Consider the following 17,167-nt stretch of genomic DNA (forward strand, 5'->3'; position numbering starts at 1 on the left):
CGCCCCTACATAAAAGTACTTAGTATTTAAGCGTTAATCCTACGTTAACAGAACGACCCATACCTGGTACTACAACGCCTTGAAGAACACTTGTTCCCATCGTCGCGCCTTGACCGAGATACGCACCACCTAATGGATCAGCATAGTATTTGTCAAACACGTTTTCAACGCCTAAATCAAAACGCGCATTTTTCCAGTCATAGCTTGAATACAAGTTAAGCAAACCATATCCTGCTGTTTTAAGCTCCTTACGTACGGCTTGTACCTTGTCTTTGCTGTCTACCAGTTTGGCTTGAATAGTATTAGTCCAGCCACCTAGTTTTTGTTCAAGTGCAAACTTGGCATTGAGCGGCATGATGTTGTAAAGATCATCACCTGTATCACGGTTTTTACCACGCACATAGTTTAGCGCGCCAAATGCGCTAAAATCACCAAAACCACCGCCGTTTGCCAGTGCCATTTTGCCTGAAACATCAACACCATATAAACGTGCAGATTGGTTATCCAAGCTTAAATTCACGAAGCCATCAGGTCTGGCCGCACAAACCTTCCCTACCTTGGCACACGCTACCGCATCAATATAATCATCCACATAAGTGAAGTAAGGAGTAACTTTTAAATTCCAGTTTTGCTGCGCATTATCATGCCAATTAGCCGTTGCACTCAAAGTATGAGCAGTTTCAGGTTTTAGATTCAAATTTCCTACATAGCCGTTACCATCGCCTACCCAGTTAACCATATTCATCACCATGGTGTTGCTGTTTGACCATGCAAAACGTTCATACACGTTAGGTGAGCGTGTTTTCATGGCGTAGCCTACCTCAAACGTTTGACCAGCATCCGGGGTGAAACGTGCCAAAGCGGTAATGTCAATATTGTTGTCAGTGTTTTTGTGATTAAGGGCATTGAATGCATCGGCAGCAGGCTTATACCCCGGCATAGTCATCATACCCATTGGAATAGTGATGGCGTTGTTGTAGCCGACCACATCCCCTGCATTCATTTTCACAGTGCTACTACGCAAACCTAATTGTGATAGCCATTGTGGACTCCATTTGGCTTCCCACTCAGCAAATACGTCATACCGGTCACGTTGTCCATTGTTGATATTCCAAAAAGTGTTAGGTCCCATCATCGTATTCATCACTCCACCAGGAGGTGATGCTCTCCAGTAATCATCTAAACGATAACGCTGATATTCCGCACCCACACGCAGGGTGTCACGCTGTGAAAGATTAATGTCAGCTTTTACATTGACACCAGTAGTTTTTCCTTCGGTGTCCATTGGCATCCCTGATGCTAATGGCGGCATCGTGCCGTACCAATATTGTTTATCATCACCAAACTGCATACTGTGTCGTGTTTCTTCATGATAAGCACGTGCCTCTAAATTGCCCCAGCCATACTGTCCGTTATAGCTTAAGTTAAATTGCTTGCTATCATTGCCTGTCATATCCATACGCTGATTGGCATAGCCTTGATAAGGAATATCCTGCAAACCCAACTTCAATTCCACCAAGTGATTTTCATGTACTACGCCAAATGCCAATGCATGGTTACGAGCTTTATAGTAACTAGACCCAACCACTTCTCCATCGCTTAGCCAGCTTCTAACTGCTGGTGATAATGTAGACTTAAAGTTACCACCAGCCCTGTAATTATTAGCCTCAACGGTTGAGCCTGTATAGCGCATATATACTTTATCGTTGGCAACACTGGTCGATAAATTCACACCACGCGCATCATTATTGCTGCGGTAAAACGTACCGATCTGCGCTTTAATCAGTAAGTCTTGCCCATCTTTAGCGAACTCTGGCGCGGCAGAATTCACGATTATAGTACCGGCAATACTATCGCCACCCACGCTTACAGGTGTAATACCCGCAAACACTTTGATATTCTCCACATTGCTTGGGTCAATGTATGAAAGCGGAGGGTTCATGTGGTTAGCACAGCTAGATATTAAATCCATGCCATCAACTTTAATGCGAATACGGTCATCCGCTAAACCATGAATCACAGGCAGGCTCGATACGCCGCCTGCGCGGTATAAACTCACGCCTGGTTCATTTTCTAACAATGAAGCTGTATCACTGGAGTTGGGTGACGGCATGTTGATTTCTTGTAAACTTTCAGCGCGCACTTCTACACTTGGCAAGGCAATCTCTTCCGCAAATGCGCTCATGGGCGTAGCACCCAACAAGCATGGTGTTAGAATACTGTATATGAGAACGTATTTTTTTGAATAACAAAACGGCATAACCTTACCTTTTAAATGGATTTAATTAATATTAGATTTTATAGAGTTCACCACCAGCTGGGAATGTGGCAAATTGTCGCACTCTGGGGCAAAGCATGCTGCTAGCAATCGATTGTGGAAACACCAGAACCAAATGGGCTGTGTTTAATGCGACGGGTGAGGTTTGCAATCAAGACGCCTGCCTGAATGCTGAAATTTCAACCATAGACTTATCGCCTTTAGTTTTGGGTTATGAGCGCGTAATGATTTCAAATGTAGCTGGCGAGCGATATGCCGCTGAACTGATAAAAAATATCTCACCTTATAAACTGCCAGTACACTGGATCAAATCTACTTCACAAATCTGCGATGTTTTGAATCGCTATTCAAGCCCAGAAACCTTGGGTACTGACCGCTGGGCGGCGCTAATCGCGGCTTGGCACATTAAGCAAGCACCCTGCGTGGTGGTAAATGCCGGCACTGCAGTGACCATAGATGCGCTCACTGCAACAAACAATCAAGCTGAATTCATTGGCGGCTTGATTCTGCCCGGGTTCAATTTAATGCAACAGAGTTTAGGCCGTGCTACCGCACAATTGCCCATGCCTGCATCTGCGGATTCTGCGCAGCACTCAGATATTTTTGCTAAAAATACTGAAGATGCCATGTGCATAGGTGCATTAAAGGCGATTTCCGGTGCAATCAAACTAATGGCAGATGCGCTTCAGGCGCAATGCCAACAATCTCCCACTATTATCATTAGCGGCGGTGATGCACAGACAATCAAAAACAACCTTTCAGGTGACGTGACAAACCTGGTGTTAATCGTAGATAATTTGGTTCTACGCGGCTTGTTTTTAATAGAAAAATTTATGCAGAAAAACATTACGAAAAGTGAACAGCAATGAAAAAGTTGGTTTGGTTGTTAGTGTTAATTAATTTGGCTTTATTAACTTACTTTAATTTAGATGTTGTTTTACCCAGCACACCTAATTCAGCAATGACAGCAATTCATCCCGAAAAAATCGTTGTGCTTTCACCGCAACAAATTGCAGCGCTGCCTAAAAAATCTCCCAATTCAACAACATCTAAAGTCACTACAACGGCAGCCTCTCCAATTGATGTGAGCATCGGAGAACATTCCTCAACGGTAACACCTGCAACTGCATCACCTGCACTAACATCAAACACATGCTACGAATGGGGAGTGTTTTCAGCAGTAAATCTTACTGGCGCACAAATTGAAGCAAGCAAACTGTCTTTGCAAGCCACAGTAAAAGAACAAACCTCACTGGAGGCTAAACGTTTTTGGGTTTACAAAAAACCGCTCAGGTCAGCCGAAGCAGCACAGGCAAAAGCACAAGAATTAAAGGCTCTTGGAGTCGATGAGCTTTACGTAGTGCAGGATGCCAAATGGAAAAATGCAATTTCATTTGGTATTTTTGAAGATGAGCAACTCGCCATTAAATTACTGAACGAATTAAGGGCCAAAGGCGTTAAAGATGTTACCAAAGCCATGCGCAATCAAAGTGGCGGACATGCCAGCCTTCTTTTCAGCAAGCTTAACAATGCAGAAGTACTTGAACTCAAAAAATTAAAATCACAATTCCCTGAAGCGGATGTTAAAGAAGTCCGTTGTAATTAGATTTTGTGCTTACAATGATTTTAATATGCACATATTTAGCCACTTTCAGCGCTTTTTTAGGTTAGCTACGCACTAAACACCTCGTCTTCCACTATAATTTGCCTATGAAAATACTACTCTCAAACGACGATGGCTATTTTGCGCCGGGTCTGAATATTCTAGCGGAGCATATTGCCAAACTGGCGGATATTACCGTTGTTGCCCCTGAACGAAATAGAAGTGGTGCAAGTAATTCGCTCACGCTGGATCGTCCTTTGAGTGTAAAAAAAGCAGCCAATGGATTTTATTATGTGAATGGCACACCAACAGATTGCGTGCATATCGCACTGACCGGTTTAATGGACAGCATGCCCGACATGGTGATTAGCGGCATTAACGATGGCGCAAACATGGGTGATGACACCATTTACTCAGGTACTGTTGCAGCAGCCATGGAGGGCTATTTACTTGGCATTCCATCGATAGCCATTTCTATGTCACAACATAATTCCACACACTTTGAAACCGCCGCAAGAGTGGCTGTTGAACTAGTACAGCACTACCAGAAAGCTGGCTTCAAATCACCCACCTTGCTCAATGTAAACGTGCCAGACATACCCTATAGCGAGCTACAAGGACGGGTTGTAACGCGTTTGGGTAAACGCCACAAAGCAGAACCAGTAGTACAACTCAAAACACCGCGCAATGAAACTGTGTATTGGGTAGGTGCTGCCGGATTGCCAAATGACGGTGGTGAAGGTACTGATTTTTATGCGGTAGCAAACAATCAAGTGTCTATTTCACCGATTCAGGTTGATCTGACGAATCACGCACAACTTGCCGAAATTAAAGACTGGCTCAACGTAGGAAAGAACAACTAGTGGCAATCGTAAGAACATCAACACAGTCTGGCATAGGCATGACATCGCTTCGCACGCGCGACCGCATGTTGACGCGCTTGCGTGAACAAGGCATTAAAGATGAAGTTGTGCTGTCTGCTATTGCCGCCATTCCGCGGCACATTTTTGTTGATGAAGCACTATCAATTCGTGCTTATGAAGACGTATCGCTGCCTATCGGTTTCGGTCAAACCATATCACAGCCATACATCGTAGCGCGGATGTCTGAGATTTTACGCAATGGCAACCAGTTAAATAAGGTGCTTGAAATCGGCACAGGTTGCGGCTACCAAACCGCTGTGCTGTCTAAGCTTGCAAAAGAAGTCTATTCGGTTGAGCGCATACGCCCATTGGTCATGAAGGCTAGAGGACATTTACGAGAACTCAAGTGTGTGAATGTGAAATTAGGTCATGCTGATGGCAATTTAGGTCTGCCAGATTTAGCGCCGTTTGATGGCATCATCGTGACAGCGGCTGCCAGTCACATGCCGCAGGACTTATTAGATCAACTGGCTATAGGCGGTCGCTTGGTAATCCCTGTTGGAACAGAAGAGCAGATTCTCTATTTAGTAGAACGCGTGTCACAAACAGAATACCGCCAAACTAAACTAGAATCCGTAAAGTTTGTTCCTTTACTAGGCGGCACATCATAACAATGCGTAATACTGCTTATTTCACTACATTATTATTAGCAATTAGCCTTGTAGCTTGCAGCAGCAATCCGCCTGCCCCTGTTGTTGACCGCCTACCTGCCAGCAAACCCAGCAGCGCCGCCTCCCCTAGTGCACAAAAAAGCATCACGGCAAACAGACCAACCTATAAAGCTGGCGATTGGCGCCCTGACAGCTATATAGTAAAAAAAGGTGATACGCTTTACAGCATCGGTCTTGAGCATGGTTATTACTATAAAGACATCGCGCAGGCTAATAACATTGGTGCGCCTTATAATATCAATGTAGGACAAACACTCAGATTTAGCGCCTTAAAAGATAAATCAGTCACGGTGGAAAGCAAGCCAGCACAAACCACTAGCGATGATGTGGTGATTACACCCATTAATGCCGATTCAAGCTCCACTTCTACAAGCGCGGTTACGACGGGCACCGTTACTTCTGCAACTACTGCTAAAACCCCAGTAGAAATCCCCCCAGCAGTTTTAGCAATTTCTGAACCTAAAGCGATACGTGAACCTTATAGTGAAGACGCGCTGAAAAAACCACTGCCTTTACCTACTATAATTGTAAAGCCAACTATTGCAGCGTCTACTGCCAAACCAATCGTCACAATCAATGCTGACAGCACCGGCAAACCAGCCGATGATATACAACCTCAACCAAAAACTGAATCTAAACCAAGTGCAGAATCTAAACCAAGTACCGATTCTGCTGAAAATATAGACTGGGCTTGGCCAACCAAAGGTAAAGTGATTGCAAACTTTAATGAAGCCAGCAATAAAGGCATTGATATTGCTGGAATAACCGGCCAAGCTATTACTGCCACTGCGGCTGGCAAGGTCATTTATAGCGGTTCAGATTTACGCGGGTACGGTAAGTTAGTCATTATTAAGCATAATGCTACCTATCTATCTGTTTATGCGCACAATAGTTTAATTCTGGCAAAAGAAGGCCAGCAAGTCAGTCGCGGTCAAAAAATTGCCGAAATGGGTAACACCGATAGCGATAAAGTAAAGTTACATTTTGAGATTCGCCGTCAGGGAAAATCTGTGGATCCAGGCAAATATTTAACCCCAAATTAAGCTGGCATTTAGATTTACAGGCATTAAATAATCAAGGATTACTATATGGCCAAAGCAAAACCAAATAACAAAGTAGACCCAAACAAGTACCTGAAAAATAAAGATATCGAACCTGAAGGCAAGTTAGGCGTTTTGGCGGCAGTAGGACGTATGGGCTTAATGCTGGTCGGTATTGTTGGAATCGCGATGGAGTTTTTTCGTGATGATGGCTGGTTAAAAACTGCCCTCGGAAAACTGTTTGAGTCAACCACCAGCATGATGTTTATCCCGGTTATTATATTTGCACTTTGGTTACTCAACCGCTGGATGAGCTCTGAAAATAAATCCGAGACAAAAAGAAGCGGTGATATTCCCATGTATGTCATGATGGCTGTAGGTGCTTATTATTTGTTCAGGCTAATTACCACGGGCTCTTTCTAAAACTTTATTCTATTTGCTTCAACAAAAAAGCGGCCATGAGCCGCTTTTTGAAATTTTATTTTATAACATTATCAACTAAAATCAGTTAGCTTTCTTAGCCTCTTGTTGATAGTGCTCACGCACAGCCGACATATCACGTTCACGCGACCACTTGATAATTTCATCTAATGCAGGGCCGCCAATTTCACCGATTTGCGTATGAATGCCTGCCTGCTCACGAATCACCAAAATGCCAGGGATTTGGCTAACTTCAAAGTAATCACTAATCTCAGGGTCTGTTTCAGTGTTGACCATACCGAAAACAATATCCGGGTTAGCTGCGGCCGCGGCCTCAAATGTAGGCGTGAAGGCAACACATGGATCACACCAAGGTGCCCAAAAGTCTACGATGACAAAATCGTTTTTTTCGATTGTTTCTTTGAAATTCGCTTTGTTTAGTGCGACAACTGCCATAACTGAATCCTAAATTTAATGGGTTAACATGATAATTTTAATAACTATCGAGAGTTTATCAGACGTAGCCATTTTAGTTAAGCAAGCAGGCCAAGATTGACATCACAAATAATTTCAATCGATAGACTTACCCCAGTGCTCCGCAAAAAACAATTCATTGAGCGGGCGTCGGGAGCGATCAGCAGTTTCGCGAGTTAGCACCTCGCCCTCCAGGCTGGCTATATCTTCAGGATACCCCACACAAATCATCGCCATTGGCGTGAACTGGGCTGGAATATTGAAATTTTCACGCGCAATATCTGCATTAAAACCACCCATTTGATGAGCCATCAAACCCATGCTGCTTGCTTGCAGGCACAAGTTCTCCGCAGCGGCACCTGTATCATATTGTGCCCAGCGATTTGGCTGCTGATTATGATTAAACAAAGTATCTGAGCAAACCAGCAATAGCACTGGCGCATCCTTTACCCAAGTTTGGTTACCTGGCGCTAAACAGTCAAACGCCTGTTGCCAAGTTTTAGCATCTGCATTTTTATCCCAGACAATAAATCGCCACGGTTGATCACCAAAGCAAGATGGCGCCCAGCGCGCCGCTTCTAGCAATGCGACAATCTGCTCAGGGCTAATTATCTTACTGGCATCGTAAGCGCGGCCGCTCCAGCGGTTGGCGATGGTTTCGTTAATTGCGACTTGGGTGATGGCCGGTTTATGCATAATGGTTTCTCGCAAAATTTAAGCAGTTAAAAATGGATAATCTGTGTAGCCCTTTTCAGACCCTCCATAAAAAGTTTTGGAATCAGCTTCATTAAGCGGCGCATTCGTTCTATAACGCTCTACTAAATCAGGATTAGCGATAAATGGAACGCCATAAGCAACCACATCCGCATGGCCACTGGCTATTGCCGCATTGCCGCGCGCTTTGTCATAGGCCAGATTCGCCATGTAAGCATTTTTAAAGTGCTTACGTAATGCCACAAAATCAAACGGTGCAGCCTCACCACCACCATGAATGCCGCCTTCTACCACATGTAAATATGCGAGGTTAAATTGATTGAGCGCATCCGCGACATACTCAAACAGCGCCTGCGGGTTGCTATCATTCATATCATTAAACGGGTTTACAGGTGAGATTCGTAACCCGACTTTATCTGAGCCGGCAACATCTACTACGGCCTTAGTGACCTCCATTAACAAACGCGCGCGATTTTCAAAACTGCCACCGTAATTATCAGTACGCTTATTACTACCCTCACGTAAAAATTGGTCCAGCAAATAACCATTCGCCGCATGAATCTCTACGCCATCAAAACCCGCAGCAAGTGCGCATTTTGTAGCATGCACGTAGTCTGCAACAATATCTGGAAATTCAGCCAGTTCTAAAGCGCGGGGCGTGACGTAATCTTGTAAACCTTGATATGTAAAAGCTTGACCAGCCGGCTTGATGGCAGATGGTGCAACGGGTAATGCCCCGCTTGGCAATAAACTTGGATGCGAAATACGGCCTACATGCCACAGTTGCAATGCTATTTTGCCACCTTTAGCATGCACAGCATCAGTGACTTTTTTCCAACCAGCCACTTGTGCATCGGTATAAATTCCAGGCAAGGCTGGGTAACCGTGTGCCATCGCTGATATAGGCGTTGCTTCCGTAATAATCAAGCCCGCTGATGCGCGTTGTTCATAGTAGGTGACATTTACAGACTGAGGCACACCGCCCTCGCCCGCCCTGTTACGGGTTAGAGGTGCCATCACCATTCTATTATTAAGGCTCATTGAACCTAATTTGACCGGACTGAATAAATCTAATGCCATATTTTTCCTTGAGTAATATTAACTGGATATTTAAATTGTAATTGCGGGGACGCCTCTTACTTGCTAGCCTTCTCGGGGGCTAACTTTACGCCTTCTATCAATAGCGTCACTTCAATATCGTCACCCACTGGCGCACCCGCTTTAGTCGCCCAGCCGAACCCATAGTCTGAAGCTTTAATCATAGTGTGCGCTTCTATACCCGTACGATAACCACCCCATGGATCTGTTCCAAAGCCTAGCAGTTTGAAAGGGAATGATATTTCTTTAGTGACACCGTGCATGGTAAAGTTGCCAGTCAACACACCTTCAGTAGAATTTTTAGCGGTAACTTTGGTACTTACAAACGTCATTTCACCAAATTTTACAGCATCTAGATAATCTTCTTTTTTAATGTGTTCATCACGCTTGGCGTGACTAGTATTTATGCTTAGTACGTTTATTTTAGCTTCAACTGAAGAATTGGCTAAATTATCTTGGTCTATTAACACCTTACCAGTTACGTCGCTGAATGTACCCGATGTCTTAGATGCCACATGACGTATGGTCCAGTTGGCAAAACTGTGGGCATTATCAATTTTGTAGGTCTCTGGTGCAGCCATAGCTAGGCTTGAAAGCAATACCGAAGTGATTAAGATAGATATTTGTACACAACTATTTTTCATGCGAATCCTCAATTAGCTAGAAAGTTATCCAAGCACTGCCTCATGGCAATGCTAACTTATATTGACAAGCGATTAAACCCGCATGTTCATTAATTATTGAAAGTTATTTATTGTTGAAAAATATCAATAGTCCCATGTAAAGGAAGGTCAAATAAAAGTAGTTCTGACTGCACAATAGCATTAATGGTCAATGGTTTGGCGCCGTCAGCCATTAATGCATCGCCAGCTAGCAAATGCTGCCCGCATACTTCCACCTCACCAGCAGCTACTTGGACATATACACTGCGATCTGGATGTAAGGCATAATCCAAAGCATTGTCCACGCTCAAAATTGTTGCAAAAAGTGAAACATCCTGATGTATCTTTAGCGAGTTCTCACGGCCGTCATGCGAAACAATCAAACACCAGCAATCCTGTTTTTGTGCCCTCGTAAAATGACTCTCGCTATAACCAGGATCTAATAATTTACGCTCAGGGAAAATCCAGATTTGCAGCAAATGGGTTTTCTGCGTATTTGAAGCATTAAATTCACTATGTACAACGCCTGTGCCCGCTGTCATACATTGCACATCACCTGCTTTAATTACCGAGGTATTACCTAAACTATCTTCATGATGCAGCTCGCCCTGAAGCATATAGGTAATAATCTCCATATTCTTATGCGGATGCATGCCAAAGCCCTGGCCTGCATCAATCACATCTTCATTAATCACCCTCAATACGGAATAGCCCATATATGCAGGGTCATAATAGCCAGTAAATGAAAATGAATGGTAGCTCTCCAGCCAACCATGGTTAACATATCCCCGATCTGCTGACTTTCTTATTTTCATATTATTGCGACTTGGTTTCACAATTCTATTCCCTTAAAATTTTATGGTTATTTTTTTTGTTCAGTTTATTTAATTCACTACTTAAGGATGAAGTTAATACCAATAAACACCATATAAATACCATTTAAAGCCCTAAAAGACACCAAAAATGGTCAAAATTTATTTATAATCAACACTATATGTGAGTTATAAAACGCCTAATAGCTATGTTTTTTGCACATAACATTCAAATTTATTGATGTAAAATTAACTATTCAACTATTAGATTCAACTACTATAATAGTTAACATGAGTATAAAAATTTCTTTAGATTCCTTGGAGGTGCTAGACGCCATCGCCAGCAAGGGTAGTTTTGCCGCAGCAGCGGAATCATTATTTCGCGTCCCTTCGGCCATTACTTATACGGTTCGTAAACTGGAACAAGATTTAGGTGTTGCACTATTCAACCGTAGTGGTCACCGTGCAGAGCTCACTGAAGCAGGCGCCGAACTATTGCGTGAAGGACGTTATTTACTGAATGCAGCCAGCGAACTAGAATCTCATGTAAAACTCATTGCCAGCGGTGTTGAAACTGAACTTACGATTGCCATTAGTGAGCTGTTCACTTTAGATGCACTATATAAAGTCATTGACGAGTTTTATACACAAAATTTTGGCACCCGTTTAAAAGTTATACGTGAAGTTTACGGTGGCAATTGGGATGCACTGCTTTCTGGACGGGCAGCCATTTCAATAGGCGCACCAGACGAAGGGCCTCAAGGCGGCAGTTATTCTACTAAGCCTATAGGTACATTGGAGTTTCATTACGCTATGGCGGCCAACCACCCTTTAGCCAAGCTCAATGAACCATTGCAAAATGCTGACATCAAGCATTATCGCGCAATTGCCGCGACCGATAGCTCACGGAATATTGAACCTAAGACCTCTGGCGTATTGACAGGACAAGAAGTGCTTGCGGTGCCTGATATGCTTGCTAAACTACAAGCGCAGATAGCTGGATTAGGTGTGGGATATCTTCCAAAAAAACTAGCAGAAAAACATGCAGCTACTGGCGAATTAGTCATTAAATTAGTAGCAGAACCTAAACCTAAAGTCACAAGCTATCTCGCCTGGCATAACAAAGGCGGTAAAGCACAACAATGGTTAATTGAAAAGCTAAAGCAACTCACGTTAGATGATCTATTGATGTAATTTACGCGCGTCAACCGCTGGATGAATTTCCACGTATATGCGCTTATAATCTAGTTTTCAATCCTAAAGGCATTTAACAATGTCACAAGATCAGCTCCCTGAAGAGTTCGCACCCATTAACAGAATAGCGATAAAAGCCATGCTGTGGCTAAATGGCTTTGCGCACATCGTAATTGGTTTGGCACTTGCGACTTCTGTCATCATGTTTACCTGGCTATTCTTTAAAGATGTTCAGCAAGCGGCCTACGCCCATAATCTTGTGCATGGCTTTTTACACGCACTTGGCACGCTCATGTTGCTGTGGTCGATTTCCGCGCTTATATCTGCTGAAATTCGTTATCTAAATGGCAGTAAACTGGCGGTCGAAACTTTTATTGAAGTCGTGCTGGTGTTATTTTTGCGTAAACTGATTGTAATGCCGGTACAAGACGTTACCCCAAGCATCGAAGAAATTAGCATATGGATAGGCGGTGCGTTTATGATGGGCTTACTTTACGTGTTGATTCGCTGGGCTCAAAAACAACCAACCGCATAAGCTTTATCTGTATCATGATGTTTTTAAATTCAAACGCATCAATAAAAAAATATGAAAAACGTTACAGATGCCATCATTGCTAAAACCAATGAAGTTATTTTAGGCAAAGAACAACAAATCAAGCTGGCACTAGCCTGCATTCTGGCTAAAGGGCATTTGCTCATAGAAGATCTGCCTGGCATGGGCAAAACCACCTTGGCGCATACTTTGGCGCAAGTGCTGGGCTTGCAATTTCAACGTGTGCAGTTCACTAGTGACCTATTACCTGCTGACGTACTTGGCGTTTCTGTTTACGATAGAAATACCGCAAATTTCAAATTCCACCCAGGCCCTGTTTTCACAAATGTTTTATTGGCAGACGAAATTAATCGCGCTACCCCAAAAACCCAAAGCGCATTGCTTGAGGTAATGGAAGAAGCGCAAGTGACTATTGACGCTGTAACTTACACGCTTCCACAGCCATTTTTTGTTATCGCCACACAAAATCCAAGTTCGCAAATTGGCACTTTCGCGTTACCAGAGTCGCAGCTAGACCGATTTTTAATGAGAATTACCTTAAATTACCCTGATACAGCTTCTGAGCGAAAGCTATTACAAAGCAATGGCGGCCGCGAGCAGCTTGCAAAACTGAGTGCAGTGATTGATAGCAAGCAATTGCAAGCACTGCAAGCCGCGAGCCATGAAGTGCATGTTTCTGATGCACTGCTTGATTACTTACAAGCCATATTGCAGCACACTCGGCAATCTGCACACTTCAATGCGGGGCTTTCACCTCGCGCAGGCTTAAGTTTAAAACAATGCGCACAAGCCTGGGCAATGTTAGCAGGCCGCGACCATGTGATTCCGGAAGATATACAAGCGATATTACCAAGCGTGGCCGGTCACAGGCTAGTGAGCAACAACACATTAACAAGTAACGCAGATAATATCGCGCAATTGTTAAAAGCTGTCGCTGTTTAAAAGCAGAAAGTTAATTTCTCTTACCTGACTCATCAGCATTAACTCAACATGGCAAACAGTTTAAATATACCCGGAAAATTCAAGATCACTTCTCCTAAAACTTGGTTTCGGACAGCCATCGCCATCAATTCTGCCACACGATTAAGCCGCAGACATATTTATATTTTACCCACACGTTTTGGCTGGCTATTCGCGTTGTTACTCTTAGCGCTACTCACCGGGTCTATCAACTATTCGATTAGCCTTGGCTTTGCCATGACATTTTTACTGGCCGGCGTAGGCGCAATTAGTATGTTGCATACCTGGCGAAATTTAGCGAATTTAAAAATCACTGCTGGTCGTGCCAAGCCGGTGTTTGCAGGAGAAAATGCTGTTTTTGAGATTAACGTGCATGAGGAAAATAATCGCGCACGCTATAGTATTTTTGCATCGTTTACAGCTGGCAAGCCTGACGTTCAGGATATTACTGCAATGGGTGAAAGCACGTTTAAATTAACTTTACATAGTCAAAAACGCGGCTGGTTAAAAGCGCCAAAAATCACGTTTACCACAGAGTTTCCAGTATCTCTTTTTCATGTCTGGGCGTATGCAGAAACTGAATGCCAGTGCTTGATTTACCCTACTCCAAGCTTACACAGCCAAACATTACCGAGCATAGACTCCGATGGCGCGACAGGACAGTTATCCACTACACAAGGAGATGATGATTTTGCCGGGCATCGCAATTACCAGTTTGGTGATTCGCCAAAACGTGTGGACTGGAAAGCTTCTTCACGTGAGCAAGGCCTGCTTATCAAGCAATTTCAGTGTGAAGCAAGCTCAACCTTATGGTTAGACTTTAACGCAACAACGGGTAACAATGTAGAGCTCCGCATCAGCCAACTTACACGCTGGGTGGTAGAGGCTAACAAGCTCAATTTAAAATATGGCTTACGTTTACCACAGCTAAACATTCAACCGAATAATGGTGACAGCCACTATCACCAATGCTTAACTGCGCTGGCACTAATGTAATGGCTACTCAAAAAATACCAAATAAACTAGAGCCTAGTCAGCAAGCCATTTATTGGCTACTGATATCGCTAAGCATCACGTTTACACTTTATGCATTTAATTTGAACAACTGGGTACCCGCCAGTTTTGCCGTCTTTGCAATTTGGCGGTATTTAATTGAAAAAAATAATTGGCCATACCCCAGGCTTTGGTTGAGACTACCTTTAACAATTGCAGGCGGTGTAGCTGTTTTAGCCAGTTATGGCTCTCTGTTTGGCCGCGATGCCAGCGTGGCATTACTTGCAGTGATGATTGCAATGAAGTTATTAGAAACCAGAACGAAACGTGACTTTATCGTAATGGTGATTTTAAGTTACTTTCTCACAGTGAATATCCTGCTATTCACCCAGGCGATTTGGGTATGCCTTGCCATATTGTTAGCTTTATTTAGCCTTACGGCTTGCCTAATCAGCGCCAGTTATCAAAATGCCAGTAATCAAAAAGCTAGTAATCAAAAAGCCAGTTATCAAAATGCCAGTTATCAAAACATAAGCCTTCAAAATAAGCAGGCATTAAATCATACGCAAGCATGGAAGGTTCAGGCAAAACTTGCAGGAAAATTACTATTACAGGCTTTGCCTATCATGTTGGTATTGTTTGTCCTTTTTCCACGTATTCCTGGCCCTATCTGGGGCATTCCACAAGATGCTTACAGCGGCATGACAGGGCTATCGGACAGCATGGAGCCTGGCAATATCAATCAGCTTAGCTTATCAAGCAAAGTGGCTTTTCGCGCTGAATTTAAATCAACTATTCCAGCAAACCATCAGCTTTACTGGCGCGGACCTGTGCTGTGGCACCAAGAGGGACGTCGCTGGACAATGACTAGCAATAATATCAATCTGCCCACAGAAACGCTTGAAACTGCTGGCGTAGCCACTGATTACACCATTACACTCGAACCACATAACCGTAACTGGCTGTTAATGCTTGATTTACCTAAAGTACCGTCAACTGATTCACTACCAGACGAAGCAGCTATCAAGCATGATATGCAGGTGCTTTCTAAACTGCCGATACGCACACGAATCCGCTATGAAGGCCACTCATTTTTACAGTACACATTAGGTGCAACATTAAGCGATTATGAACGCACTCTGGCATTACAACTGATTGATGATGAAAACCCCAAAACACGTCAATTAGCAACAAAATGGGTAAACGAGCAAAAATCACCTGTAGATATTATTCAGGCTGCACTCAGCATGTTTCGTAATCAACCATTTGTGTACACGCTCTCACCTCCACTACTTGGTAGCGAGCCTGTCGATGACTTTTTATTCAATACCAAACGTGGCTTTTGTGAGCATTACGCGAGCAGTTTTGTATACCTGATGCGTGCTGCAGGAGTGCCCGCACGAATCGTTACAGGGTATCAGGGCGGTGAAATCAACCCGAGTGGTAATTATCTGATTGTTCGCCAATCTGATGCGCACGCATGGGCTGAAGTCTGGCTGCAAGACAAAGGCTGGACGCGCGTTGACCCAACCTCTGCGGTATCGCCAAGCCGCATAGAATCCGGCATTGCTGCGGCATTACTCGACTCGGATTTATTACCGCTGCTTTCGCGACAGGATTATCCGATGCTAAAGAAGCTAACTCTTAATTGGGATGCAGTTAATAACGGCTGGAATCAATGGGTATTAGGCTACGACCAAAATACACAACTCGCATTGCTCAAAAAAATCTTACACAAAGACATCGCTTGGGAGGACATAGGATTAATATTAGTGAGTACCATGATTGCGCTGATGCTTTTGGTGAGCTACTTTTTATTGCGTAACAATGCCGCCGCACTAGACCCTGTTAAAAAAGCATACCAACAGTTTCTTAAAAAACTATCTAAAGCGGGTGTGAATAAATTAGCCCACGAAGGCGCTGTTGGTTTTGGCGAGCGTGCGGCTAAAGCACTGCCAGATCAATCAATTGAGATACAGGAAATATCAGCGCTATACTCATCAATACAATATGCAAAGCATGAAATAATCAACGCCAACAAAACTGCAGCGCACTGTAAAATTGCTGCGCACAATAACCATAAGCTTAACTTGCTTAAACAATTGGTAAAAAAATTAAAGCTAAAATGACCGATTACCCAACAAATTCCACTGAAAAAAACCAGAGTGCAGATGAATACTATATGCAGCTTGCTTTGCAATTAGCAGATCTTGCAGCACTAGCTGGCGAAGTGCCAGTAGGTGCGATTGTAGTAAAAGATGGCATCATTATCGGCCGTGGCAGCAATTCTCCAATAGGCATGCATGACCCTACCGCACATGCAGAAATCGCAGCGATGCGTGATGCGGCGCAACATCTGGGCAATTATCGTTTAGTGGACTGCACGCTATACGTTACCCTGGAGCCTTGTGCTATGTGTACTGGCGCAGTTCAGCATGCACGTATCGCAAAACTTGTATACGGTGCTGGCGACCCTAAAACTGGCGCTTGTGGCAGTGTCGTCAATTTAATGGCTGAACCTAAACTGAACCATCATACAGAAGTGATCGGAGGCGTCTTGGCCGAACAGTGCGGAGCGATATTATCTACATTTTTTAAGCAACGTAGAAAAAAAACAGTGACGGATTACCAATAGAGACCTTTGCAAAAGTGTTTAGTGTGGATAAAGTACAAGGCGCACGGAACACAGAAACCGAGATAGTACGCGGTGTACAGCGAGGTTGCGAGTACCGCGCAACGCAGTAATTTGCCGCAATAAATACTTTTGCAAAG

General features: G+C 43.7%; 18 protein-coding genes. 12 read left to right on the plus strand and 6 right to left on the minus strand.

Going from position 1 to position 17,167, the window contains the following annotated elements:
* Window positions 1–19 precede the first annotated feature (19 nt).
* Window positions 20–2,185 carry a TonB-dependent receptor gene (locus Q8J82_RS11955; RefSeq protein WP_305328385.1) on the minus strand — a complete coding sequence of 722 codons (2,166 nt, stop codon included), beginning with the start codon at window positions 2,183–2,185 and terminating at the stop codon, window positions 20–22.
* 170 nt (window positions 2,186–2,355) lie between these two features.
* Between Q8J82_RS11955 and Q8J82_RS11960 the strand changes: the two genes are divergently transcribed.
* The 6 genes from Q8J82_RS11960 (at window position 2,356) to Q8J82_RS11985 (ending at window position 6,938) form a co-directional block, all read left to right on the plus strand.
* Window positions 2,356–3,147: a type III pantothenate kinase gene (locus Q8J82_RS11960; RefSeq protein WP_305328386.1), complete on the plus strand. Its 792-nt coding sequence runs from the start codon at window positions 2,356–2,358 to the stop codon at window positions 3,145–3,147.
* Window positions 3,144–3,884 carry a sporulation protein gene (locus tag Q8J82_RS11965; RefSeq protein ID WP_304908925.1) on the plus strand — a complete coding sequence of 247 codons (741 nt, stop codon included), beginning with the start codon at window positions 3,144–3,146 and terminating at the stop codon, window positions 3,882–3,884. The genes Q8J82_RS11960 and Q8J82_RS11965 overlap by 4 nt, the downstream gene beginning before the upstream one ends.
* 104 nt (window positions 3,885–3,988) lie before the next feature.
* Window positions 3,989–4,744, plus strand: a complete 756-nt coding sequence (surE, locus tag Q8J82_RS11970; protein WP_304890568.1) for a 5'/3'-nucleotidase SurE — start codon at window positions 3,989–3,991, stop codon at window positions 4,742–4,744.
* Window positions 4,745–4,782: 38 nt separating this feature from the next.
* Window positions 4,783–5,415: a protein-L-isoaspartate(D-aspartate) O-methyltransferase gene (locus tag Q8J82_RS11975; protein ID WP_304890573.1), complete on the plus strand. Its 633-nt coding sequence runs from the start codon at window positions 4,783–4,785 to the stop codon at window positions 5,413–5,415.
* A gap of 2 nt (window positions 5,416–5,417) precedes the next feature.
* Window positions 5,418–6,518 carry a peptidoglycan DD-metalloendopeptidase family protein gene (locus Q8J82_RS11980; protein ID WP_305328387.1) on the plus strand — a complete coding sequence of 367 codons (1,101 nt, stop codon included), beginning with the start codon at window positions 5,418–5,420 and terminating at the stop codon, window positions 6,516–6,518.
* A 45-nt stretch (window positions 6,519–6,563) separates the two neighbouring features.
* A complete protein-coding gene (locus Q8J82_RS11985) occupies window positions 6,564–6,938 on the plus strand; it encodes a hypothetical protein (RefSeq protein WP_304890570.1) in 375 nt (124 codons plus the stop codon).
* An 81-nt stretch (window positions 6,939–7,019) separates the two neighbouring features.
* Here Q8J82_RS11985 and Q8J82_RS11990 read toward each other — a convergent pair whose 3' ends face one another.
* From Q8J82_RS11990 to Q8J82_RS12010, 5 genes are all read right to left on the minus strand, one after another.
* A complete protein-coding gene (locus Q8J82_RS11990; RefSeq protein ID WP_304908929.1) occupies window positions 7,020–7,391 on the minus strand; it encodes a co-chaperone YbbN in 372 nt (123 codons plus the stop codon).
* 114 nt (window positions 7,392–7,505) lie between these two features.
* The gene (locus tag Q8J82_RS11995) at window positions 7,506–8,105 is read right to left on the minus strand and encodes a nitroreductase family protein (RefSeq protein ID WP_305328388.1); all 600 of its coding nucleotides are present in this window, start codon (window positions 8,103–8,105) and stop codon (window positions 7,506–7,508) included.
* 18 nt (window positions 8,106–8,123) lie between these two features.
* Window positions 8,124–9,203 (minus strand): alkene reductase, encoded by a 1,080-nt coding sequence (locus Q8J82_RS12000; protein WP_305327086.1) that lies wholly within the window; start codon window positions 9,201–9,203, stop codon window positions 8,124–8,126.
* 56 nt (window positions 9,204–9,259) lie between these two features.
* On the minus strand, window positions 9,260–9,865 hold the full coding sequence (locus Q8J82_RS12005) for a YceI family protein (protein ID WP_304909432.1): 606 nt from the start codon (window positions 9,863–9,865) through the stop codon (window positions 9,260–9,262).
* Window positions 9,866–9,972: 107 nt separating this feature from the next.
* Complete coding sequence (locus tag Q8J82_RS12010) at window positions 9,973–10,698, minus strand: pirin family protein (RefSeq protein ID WP_305328389.1); 726 nt, start codon at window positions 10,696–10,698, stop codon at window positions 9,973–9,975.
* A gap of 288 nt (window positions 10,699–10,986) precedes the next feature.
* Here Q8J82_RS12010 and Q8J82_RS12015 point away from each other — a divergent pair, with 288 nt between their 5' ends.
* The 6 genes from Q8J82_RS12015 (at window position 10,987) to tadA (ending at window position 17,030) form a co-directional block, all read left to right on the plus strand.
* Complete coding sequence (locus Q8J82_RS12015; protein WP_305327089.1) at window positions 10,987–11,889, plus strand: LysR family transcriptional regulator; 903 nt, start codon at window positions 10,987–10,989, stop codon at window positions 11,887–11,889.
* Window positions 11,890–11,968: 79 nt separating this feature from the next.
* Entirely contained in the window at window positions 11,969–12,424 is a 456-nt protein-coding gene (locus Q8J82_RS12020) for a phosphate-starvation-inducible PsiE family protein (RefSeq protein WP_304890618.1), read from the plus strand.
* Between the two features lie 51 nt (window positions 12,425–12,475).
* Window positions 12,476–13,384: a MoxR family ATPase gene (locus Q8J82_RS12025; RefSeq protein WP_305327090.1), complete on the plus strand. Its 909-nt coding sequence runs from the start codon at window positions 12,476–12,478 to the stop codon at window positions 13,382–13,384.
* 48 nt (window positions 13,385–13,432) lie between these two features.
* Window positions 13,433–14,398, plus strand: a complete 966-nt coding sequence (locus tag Q8J82_RS12030) for a DUF58 domain-containing protein (RefSeq protein WP_304890616.1) — start codon at window positions 13,433–13,435, stop codon at window positions 14,396–14,398.
* The gene (locus Q8J82_RS12035) at window positions 14,398–16,524 is read left to right on the plus strand and encodes a DUF3488 and transglutaminase-like domain-containing protein (RefSeq protein WP_305328390.1); all 2,127 of its coding nucleotides are present in this window, start codon (window positions 14,398–14,400) and stop codon (window positions 16,522–16,524) included. Before Q8J82_RS12030 ends, Q8J82_RS12035 begins: the two co-directional genes overlap by 1 nt.
* The gene (gene tadA / locus Q8J82_RS12040; protein ID WP_305328391.1) at window positions 16,521–17,030 is read left to right on the plus strand and encodes a tRNA adenosine(34) deaminase TadA; all 510 of its coding nucleotides are present in this window, start codon (window positions 16,521–16,523) and stop codon (window positions 17,028–17,030) included. Before Q8J82_RS12035 ends, tadA begins: the two co-directional genes overlap by 4 nt.
* The last annotated feature ends 137 nt before the right edge of the window (window positions 17,031–17,167 follow it).

Source organism: Methylotenera sp. (assembly GCF_030684185.1).
Classification (GTDB): Bacteria; Pseudomonadota; Gammaproteobacteria; order Burkholderiales; family Methylophilaceae; genus Methylotenera.